This window comes from Natrinema soli (assembly GCF_028618695.1).
Map to the genome: position 1 here is coordinate 1 of NZ_JAQIVI010000344.1, position 7,783 is coordinate 7,783.

General features: G+C 65.2%; 8 protein-coding genes. 5 read left to right on the top strand and 3 right to left on the bottom strand.

Annotated elements, in window-relative coordinates; all coding sequences use genetic code 11:
- From PGX04_RS19930 to PGX04_RS19940, 3 genes are all read left to right on the top strand, one after another.
- The coding region (locus PGX04_RS19930) for an HpcH/HpaI aldolase/citrate lyase family protein (RefSeq protein ID WP_273740108.1) at positions 1 to 415 on the top strand (415 nt) is incomplete at its 5' end.
- A gap of 123 nt (positions 416 to 538) precedes the next feature.
- Positions 539 to 1,795, top strand: coding sequence for a Glu/Leu/Phe/Val family dehydrogenase (locus PGX04_RS19935; RefSeq protein ID WP_273740109.1), 1,257 nt, complete (start codon positions 539 to 541; stop codon positions 1,793 to 1,795).
- Positions 1,796 to 2,042: 247 nt separating this feature from the next.
- Positions 2,043 to 2,810 carry a DUF6517 family protein gene (locus PGX04_RS19940; RefSeq protein WP_273740115.1) on the top strand — a complete coding sequence of 256 codons (768 nt, stop codon included), beginning with the start codon at positions 2,043 to 2,045 and terminating at the stop codon, positions 2,808 to 2,810.
- 89 nt (positions 2,811 to 2,899) lie between these two features.
- Here the strand turns inward: PGX04_RS19940 and PGX04_RS19945 are convergent, their stop codons facing one another.
- Together PGX04_RS19945 and PGX04_RS19950 are read right to left on the bottom strand one after the other, a co-directional pair.
- Positions 2,900 to 4,042, bottom strand: a complete 1,143-nt coding sequence (locus tag PGX04_RS19945; RefSeq protein ID WP_273740110.1) for an acyl-CoA dehydrogenase family protein — start codon at positions 4,040 to 4,042, stop codon at positions 2,900 to 2,902.
- Between the two features lie 57 nt (positions 4,043 to 4,099).
- Positions 4,100 to 5,278 carry a DUF7544 domain-containing protein gene (locus tag PGX04_RS19950; RefSeq protein ID WP_425498454.1) on the bottom strand — a complete coding sequence of 393 codons (1,179 nt, stop codon included), beginning with the start codon at positions 5,276 to 5,278 and terminating at the stop codon, positions 4,100 to 4,102.
- Positions 5,279 to 5,498: 220 nt separating this feature from the next.
- Here PGX04_RS19950 and PGX04_RS19955 point away from each other — a divergent pair, with 220 nt between their 5' ends.
- Both PGX04_RS19955 and PGX04_RS19960 read left to right on the top strand, forming a co-directional pair.
- Complete coding sequence (locus tag PGX04_RS19955) at positions 5,499 to 6,308, top strand: RIO1 family regulatory kinase/ATPase domain-containing protein (RefSeq protein WP_273740112.1); 810 nt, start codon at positions 5,499 to 5,501, stop codon at positions 6,306 to 6,308.
- Between the two features lie 157 nt (positions 6,309 to 6,465).
- Positions 6,466 to 6,987 carry a hypothetical protein gene (locus PGX04_RS19960; protein WP_273740113.1) on the top strand — a complete coding sequence of 174 codons (522 nt, stop codon included), beginning with the start codon at positions 6,466 to 6,468 and terminating at the stop codon, positions 6,985 to 6,987.
- Between the two features lie 447 nt (positions 6,988 to 7,434).
- On the opposite strand, the gene PGX04_RS19965 is transcribed toward PGX04_RS19960, so the two are convergent.
- Positions 7,435 to 7,783: VOC family protein (locus tag PGX04_RS19965; protein ID WP_273740114.1), on the bottom strand; the 349-nt coding region annotated here is incomplete at its 5' end.

Here is a 7,783-nt window from a genome sequence, read left to right on the forward strand (position 1 = left end):
CGCGGAGGACCTCGCGGCGGATATCGGCGCGACGCGGTCCGCGGAGGGTCTCGAGGTGCTTTACGCACGCGAGCGGGTCGTCCTCGCCGCGGCCGCGAACGACTGCACGGCGATCGACACCCTCGTCACCGACTTCGAGAACGAGGAGCAACTCCGCGAAGACGCCGACCGCTCCGTTCGACTCGGCTACGATGGCAAGCTGGCGATTCACCCCGCACAGATCGGGCCGATCAACGAGGCGTTCACGCCGTCGGCCGAGGAACGAGAGTGGGCCGACCGCGTTTTCGAAGCTAAACGCGAGGCCGACGCCGAGGGGCGGGGGGTCTTCGCGGTCGACGGCGAAATGATCGACGCGCCGCTGATCGCACGCGCCGAGCGAATCCGAAACCGGGCCGAGGCGGCCGAGGAACGGTGATCGACGGAACGGTGACCGAATGACCAATATAAAAGGCAATTACGCTGAGAGAGTTGGATGAACGACGTATTCCGTGATAGACATTCGCTACGCTTATCCCCCGGTCGCTAAAATCATCCGTGTATGAGCGAGGATGTCAACCCATTCGAGAGTCTGCAATCGCAGATAGACGATGCCGCGGCGTTTCTCGACGTGGGCGACGACGTGATCGAGCGGCTCAAGCACCCCGAGCGGGTCCTCGAGACCAACCTCACGATCGAACGCGACGACGGAACGCTCGAGCGGTTCACGGCCTTCCGCTCGCAGTTCAACGGCGACCGCGGCCCCTACAAGGGCGGTATCCGCTATCATCCGGGAGTCTCCCGCGACGAGGTCAAGGCGCTGTCGGGCTGGATGACCTACAAGACCGCGATCGTCGACATTCCGCTCGGTGGCGGCAAGGGCGGCATCGCGATCGATCCCGACGACTACTCCGAAGCGGAACTCGAGCGGCTCACCCGCTCGTTCGCGAAAGAACTGCGACCCCTGATCGGCGAGGACCGCGACGTCCCCGCGCCCGACGTGAACACGGGCCAGCGGGAGATGAACTGGATCAAAGACACCTACGAGAGCCTCGAGAACACGACCGAACCCGGCGTCATCACGGGCAAAGCGCTCGACTCCGGCGGCAGCGAGGGCCGCGTCGAGGCGACCGGCCGCTCGACGGTTATCGCCGCGCGCGAGGCGTTCGACTACCTCGATACAGACCTCGAGGGCGCGACCGTCGCCGTGCAGGGCTACGGGAACGCCGGCTGGATCGCCGCCAAACTGATCGATGAGATGGGTGCGTCCGTCGTCGCCGCCAGCGACTCGTCGGGCGGTATCTACAACCCCGACGGCTTCGACCCGGTCGCGGCGAAAGACTACAAGAACGAGACCGGCAGCGTCGTCGGTTACGAGGAGAGCGAGCAGAAGCTGACGAACGAGGACGTGCTCACGCTCGACGTCGACCTGCTGATTCCGGCCGCGCTCGAGAACGCCATCGATGCCGACCTCGCCGAGGACGTCGAGGCAGACGTCATTTCGGAGGCCGCGAACGGGCCGCTGACCCCGAAGGCCGACGAGGTCCTCGAAGAGAAGGACGTCTTCGTCATTCCCGACATCCTCGCGAACGCCGGCGGCGTTACCGTCTCCTACTTCGAGTGGGTCCAGAACCGCCAGCGCTTCTACTGGTCGGAAGAGCGCGTCAACGAGGAACTCGAGACGGTCATCGTCGACGCCTTCGACGCGCTGGTCGACACCTACGAGCGACACGACCTCGAGAACCCCAGAACCGCGGCCTACGTCGTCGCGATCCAGCGGGTCGCAGACGCGTTCGCAGAAGCCGGTAGCTGGCCCTGATAGCGCGCCGACGGCCGTCCCTGTTGGCTCGAGCGGGTTTTCGGCGAGTGGTTTTCCGCACGTCCTGTCGGCTGTCTCTTCCCGTGGGACGCTGCCGAAATCGGCCGGCGTATTCGATGCAGTGACTTCCAGCTACCCGTATTCGTTCTGAACGGTACTGGGAAAACGCTTTCATATTGACAGACTGTCGTCGTTCCAATAAACACTTACCACCTGAAACGCCATATGGTGGAAAATGGATCGACAACTGAATCGACGGAGCGTCATCGCGGGTCTCGGGGTCGCCGGCCTCGCGAGCCTGTCGGGCTGTCTGGGATTGCTCGGAATGGCCGAACACGAGTCCTCGCCCGCGGGCGTCGAGGCCGCCGCCCGCGACGAGACCGGCTACGAACAGACAGAGATCGAGGAGCTCCCCATCGAGCGCGACGTCGGTCCCACGAACGAGACCGTCACGGTCCGCAACCACATGACCAAACACGAAAAACAGGTGGGGATCCTGGGACTCGGCGAGCGGCGCGCTGCCATCTACAACGTGTTGACGACCCCGCAGGTCAACATCTTCGGGCGAGAACTCAACCCCGTCGGGGAGATGTCGACGCAGGAACTCATCGACCTCGTCAGGAGCAACTACGACGGGATCAACGACATCTCCCACGAGGAAGACAGCGACGTCACGATCCTCGACCAGTCCACGACCCAGTCGGTGTTCACCGCCGACGCGACGTTCGACGGGCAGGAACTCGAGGTCGACATCCACATCACCGAGGCCGTCGAGGCCGACGACGACCTGCTCGTGACCATCGGCGTCTACCCCCAGCGCCTGCAGAGCCAGGAGCGGCCGAACATCACGACGCTCACCGAATCGGTGACCACCGACGCCGATCCGGACGACTCGACCGGCGGTTCCGGGGACGGCGGGAACAGCAACTCGAACGAAAGCGACGACAGCAGCGGTGACAACGAAAGTAACGACGGAAGCAGCGACAACGAAAGCGACGACGGCATCCTCGGGTGACGCCGTCTCCAGGGGGATCTCTCGTTCGGCCTCGAGACGGTCGATCAGCCGGTACCCGCGACGCGTTTGACTAGCTGACCGCGTGCCCGTCAGAGCCCGAGTTCTCGACCGATCACCAGGTGCTGAATTTCGCTGGTTCCCTCGCCGATCTCCATGAGCTTCGCGTCGCGGTAGAACCGCTGGGGGGCGAAATCGGTGGTGTAGCCGTAGCCGCCCAGTACCTGGACGGCGTCCTCGGCGACCTCGCGGGCGGCCTCGCTGGCGTCGAGTTTCGCGAGGGCCGATTCCTTGGTTACCGGATCGCCCCGGTCGTATTTTCGGGCGGCTCGACGGGTGAGGAGCCGCGCCCGTTCGGTCTTGCGATACATATCGACGATCGTGTCTCGGATCGCGTCGAACTCGCAGATCGGCTGGCCGAACTGCTCGCGCTCCTTGCTGTAGGCCTTCGCGTGTTCGTAGGCGCCCTGTGCGAGCCCCGTCGAGAGCGCGGCGATCGAGATGCGACCGCCGTCTAAGGTCTTCTTGGTCTGTTCCCAGCCGTCGCCTTCCGCGCCGAGCAGGCGGTCGTCGGAAAGCCGAACGGCCTCGAGCGAGATCTCGCAGGTCGGCGAGGCGTTGAGTCCCATCTTCTCCCAGGTCGTCGTCACCTCGAAGCCGTCGTCCTCGCGGGGATCGACGATGAACGTCGAGATGCCGTCGTAGCCCGCATCGGGGTCCGTGACCGCCTTGACGAGGATCGAGCCGGCCTCGGAGGCGTTCGTGATGAACTGTTTGGTACCGTCGAGCACCCACTCGTCGCCCTCCTTCCTCGCCCGGGTATCCATGTCGGACGCGTCGGAGCCGCTGTCGGGCTCCGTCAGCGCCCAGCCGCCGACGTACTCGCCCTCCGCGAGCGGGCGCAGCCAGCGCTCCTTCTGTGCGCTCGTGCCGAACAGTTCGATGGGTTTCGAGGCGAGGGACGTGTGGGCGACGTAGGAGAGCCCGATCGAACCGGAGACGCGACCGAGCTCCTCCGCGACCAGCGCGTACATGAGCGTATCGCCGCCGAGACCGCCGTACGATTCGTCGATCGGGACGCCCATCATATCGAGGTCGGCGAGCTGCTCGAAGATCTCCGCGGGGAACCGATGCTCGTCCTCGATCTCCTGGGCGATCGGTTCGATCTCGGTCTCACAGAAGTCCCTGACGGTCTCCCGGATCATCCGGTGTTCGTCGGGTAGCTCGACGGGCATACGCGATACTTGCCGGGGCGAGGAATAAACGCACCGCCGGCCACGACGGGCCGACCGCTACCAGCCGCGGTCGTCGTCCGACTCGCTCGAGTCGGTGTCGTCCCGCGAGTCGGTATCGCCCCAACCGGTATCGTCTCGCGAACCGGTTTCGTCCGTGTCGTTCCACCCGTCGTCTCGAGATCCGTCACGTCCCCACGAATCGGACTCGTCGTCCCGACCGCGACCGTCCCCGTCGGGACCGTCGCCATCGGAGTCCCAACCACCGCCCGCTCCGCCGGTACGGTCCGACCCGCCGCCGCGGACCGCCGCTCGCTGCTCCGGGATCAGATCGAGCGCCGAGTCCGTGTCTCCGAGGACCAACAGCGCGTAGTATCGCAGATACGTGACGACCGGCACCTGAATCAGTGCGCCGAGAAGGATGAACAGCAGGATGAACAGCGGGATGAACAGCAGGATGAGCAGGTTCAGGAACGGAATTAACAGCAGGATGAAGAAGAGAATCAGGAACGGGATTAACAGGACGAAGAGGAGTAGCATCGTCGCGAAGCCGATGACTAACTGGAGCACCCAGACGAGCAAGAGGTAGACGACGTACTCCGTCCAGTGACCGGTCAGCGTCGGCCAGAACCGTTTCCAGGCGGCGAGGACGCCGAGATCCCGCTCGAGCATCGTCGGCGCGACGAAGACGGTAGTGAACCGATCGACGACGGCGAAGCCGAGTCCGACCGGGATCGCGAACAGTGCTAGCAGGCCGATCAGCCCCCACGCGATCCCCTCCGAAGTCGACAGCACGATCGCGACGAGGGGAACGCCGAGGAGAAGCAACGCGATCAGCCCGAGCGCGACGCGGAATCCGAAGAGCCGGGCACCGCGGCCGACGTTGCGCGACGTGTAGCGACGAACGTGAACCTCGCCCGAACGCAGCGACTCGAGCAGCGTAAACTCGAACAGCGAGCTCAGGAAGAGGAATCCGAGTCCGATGACGAGAACGATCACCCCGATCGTGATGAGTATCGGCACCCACTCGGCGAAATCGACGCTCGTCATCGGGTCGGTTCCCGCATCCGATGGCGTTCCGCCGCCGAATCCACCGCCGGGGAACGACGACCCGCCGAACCCGGTACCGCCGACGAAGAAGACGATGAGCGCCAGTTTCAGCCACGTCCAGGGACGGACCGGCGTCAGAAACTCCCGAGTCACGTCGATAGCGTCACTCAAATCGTCGATCGCAAACATTTCCTTCGAATAGGATGTCTCGAGTGATAATCTTGTTGTTCTGTCAATAGTCGTGCAATCGGCGGCGAATCGCGCTCCGAGTTCGGAACCCGGGCTCCGGACCCGGAACTCCCGCACGGGCCCGAAATCCGCGCGCAGGACGCCGACCGCCGAACGCGAGACACGTCCGACCGGTAACAGTTCGAGACGCATTTAACGCCGACGCTCCTGACTGAAACGTATGGACATCCGCCGGCTCGCACGAGGGTCCGTCGAGTGGAGCCGCATCGAGCGCGTCGTCCGGACGCTGGCGGACCGCTACGATCGCGAGTGCGTCCGCGTGGAGTTCCTCGAGGCCGACAACTGGCTCTCGACCCCGTGCGTCATCGACGACGAGTGGTTCGTCAAGATCGTCTCCCGGCAGAACGCCCTGGTCCACGCGGTGTTGACGACCGGTCGGAACGTCGGCGCGTTCTCCTCCGGGACGGAGGGGTTTTTCGACCGGTTCGACACCCCGCGTGAAATGGTCGAACACGAGTACGATGCGACCGAGCGCATGCAGGAGATCGGCGTCAACGCGCCCTGTCCGATCGACGCCTTCGAGGTCAACGGGCTCGGGGTGCTCGTCCTCGAGTATCTCCCCGAGTTCGAGTCGCTCGACGACGTCCCGGACGACGCCGTCGCCGAGCGAGCCCCGGAACTGTTCGCGATGCTCGCCACCCTCCACGAGCACGGGCTCGCCCACGGCGATCTGCGGGCCGAAAACATCCTGCTTTCTGACGGCGAGTTCTACTTCATCGACGCGACCAGCGTCCACGAGAACCGCGCCGACGAGACGACCGCGTACGATCTGGCCTGCGCGCTGGCCGTCCTCGAGCCCCGAATCGGTTCCCGAGACGCCGTCGACGCGGCCGCGACGGTGTACGACCCGACGAAACTGCTCTCGGCGCGGGAGTTCCTCGATTTCGTCCGCCTCCGCCCCGACCACGAGTTCGACTCGACGACGCTCCGCAGCGAACTCGAGAAGGCGGCCGATCTCGGCGAGCAGTGACCCGCGTTCGAGTCCGTTTCGAGACCGTCGGCGATCGACGACGACCGTACCTGGATCGACGACGGCCGGACTCCGATCGCCGAGGACTGGAATCCCAGCAGACGGACCGGCCAGTGCAGGCACGACGAGTTTGCGCGATGTGGCGCTACGCCGACGCATGTGCGCGACGTTCTCCGACGACGACGTCGGCAAGCGGGTCGAAACCGCCGGCGGCGACCTGCTGGGAACCGTTCGGATGACCGAGGCCGAAACGGCCTACGTCGACGCGACCGAGGGGGCGACGGGGACGATCAGGGCGATTCTCGAGTGGGAAACCGACGAGGAGATCATCCCGATGGACGAAACCGCTGTTGCCGAGATCACCGAGACCGCGATCCGGCTCGAGGACGAGCGCTCGTCGCCCGAGGCATCGGACGACGGCGGCAGCGATCCCGTCATCGAACGCGACGAGAGTACCGACGCGCGCGACGATAGCGACGAGCAGCGGACGCTGGGTCCACAACCAGGATCGCCCGACGAGCCGGCCGAAAGCGAGGAGGGGCGGACCGGGCAGGGCCTCGAGCCGTCGACCGAGGGAATGACGGAGGCGGGCGACGAGCGGCATCCGAATACCGAGGAGGCCCCGCCGGAGGGAGACCGGACCGTCACGAAAGACCGCGGCAAGGACGAAGATCGATAATCAAGACATATTTACCGAGCAAGGCATTTGGAAGTGAGTTCGATGGAAGAAGTGTCCTGCTCTCGCGGCACCAAGGAATCCCCACGCCCTCCCGAGCCGATTTCTCCTCACGGGTGCGATGGCACCTGTTCACGGGTCACTTCGTTCCCCGTTCACCTTGCGGTTCTCGCTTCTGACGGTCGCTCACGGCTCGTTCCACTCACCGTTCGCGTTCCCGCGGTTCTCGCTCACTCTGTTCGCTCACGGCTCGTTCCACTCACCGTTCGCGTCCCCGCGGTTCTCGCTCACTCTGTTCGCTCCGAACCGCGCGTCGCTCCGAACCGCGCTTCCGTCGTACGATCAGGTGTGCAATGACGTTCAGCGGCTACCATATCCGGAAACCCCCACGCTGAACGGGGCAGCCGAACGCGACTCCGCACTCCCCCGCGACCAGCCGCGCTCTTCGAGTCAGTCCGCGTCCGACCCGACGTTCGGCCCATCGAACGCCGGTAACCGCGCCTCGACCTCCTCGCGTTCGTCCTCGAGCCACTCCGGGAGCGTCAGCCGCCCTCCTAACTCGTCGAGCGTCTCGTCGTCCGTGAAACCGGGACCGGTCGTCGCCATCTCGAAGAGGACGCCGCCCGGCTCGCGGACGTAGATCGACTGAAAGTACTTCCGGTCGATGACCGCCGAGGGGGCCAGCCCCTGCTCGGCGAAGGCCTCACGCCACTCCTCCTGTTCGTCGACGCTCTCGGCCGCGAACGCGACGTGGTGGACCGTCCCGACGCCCATCCGCCCGCGGCCGGCGTCGGTCTCG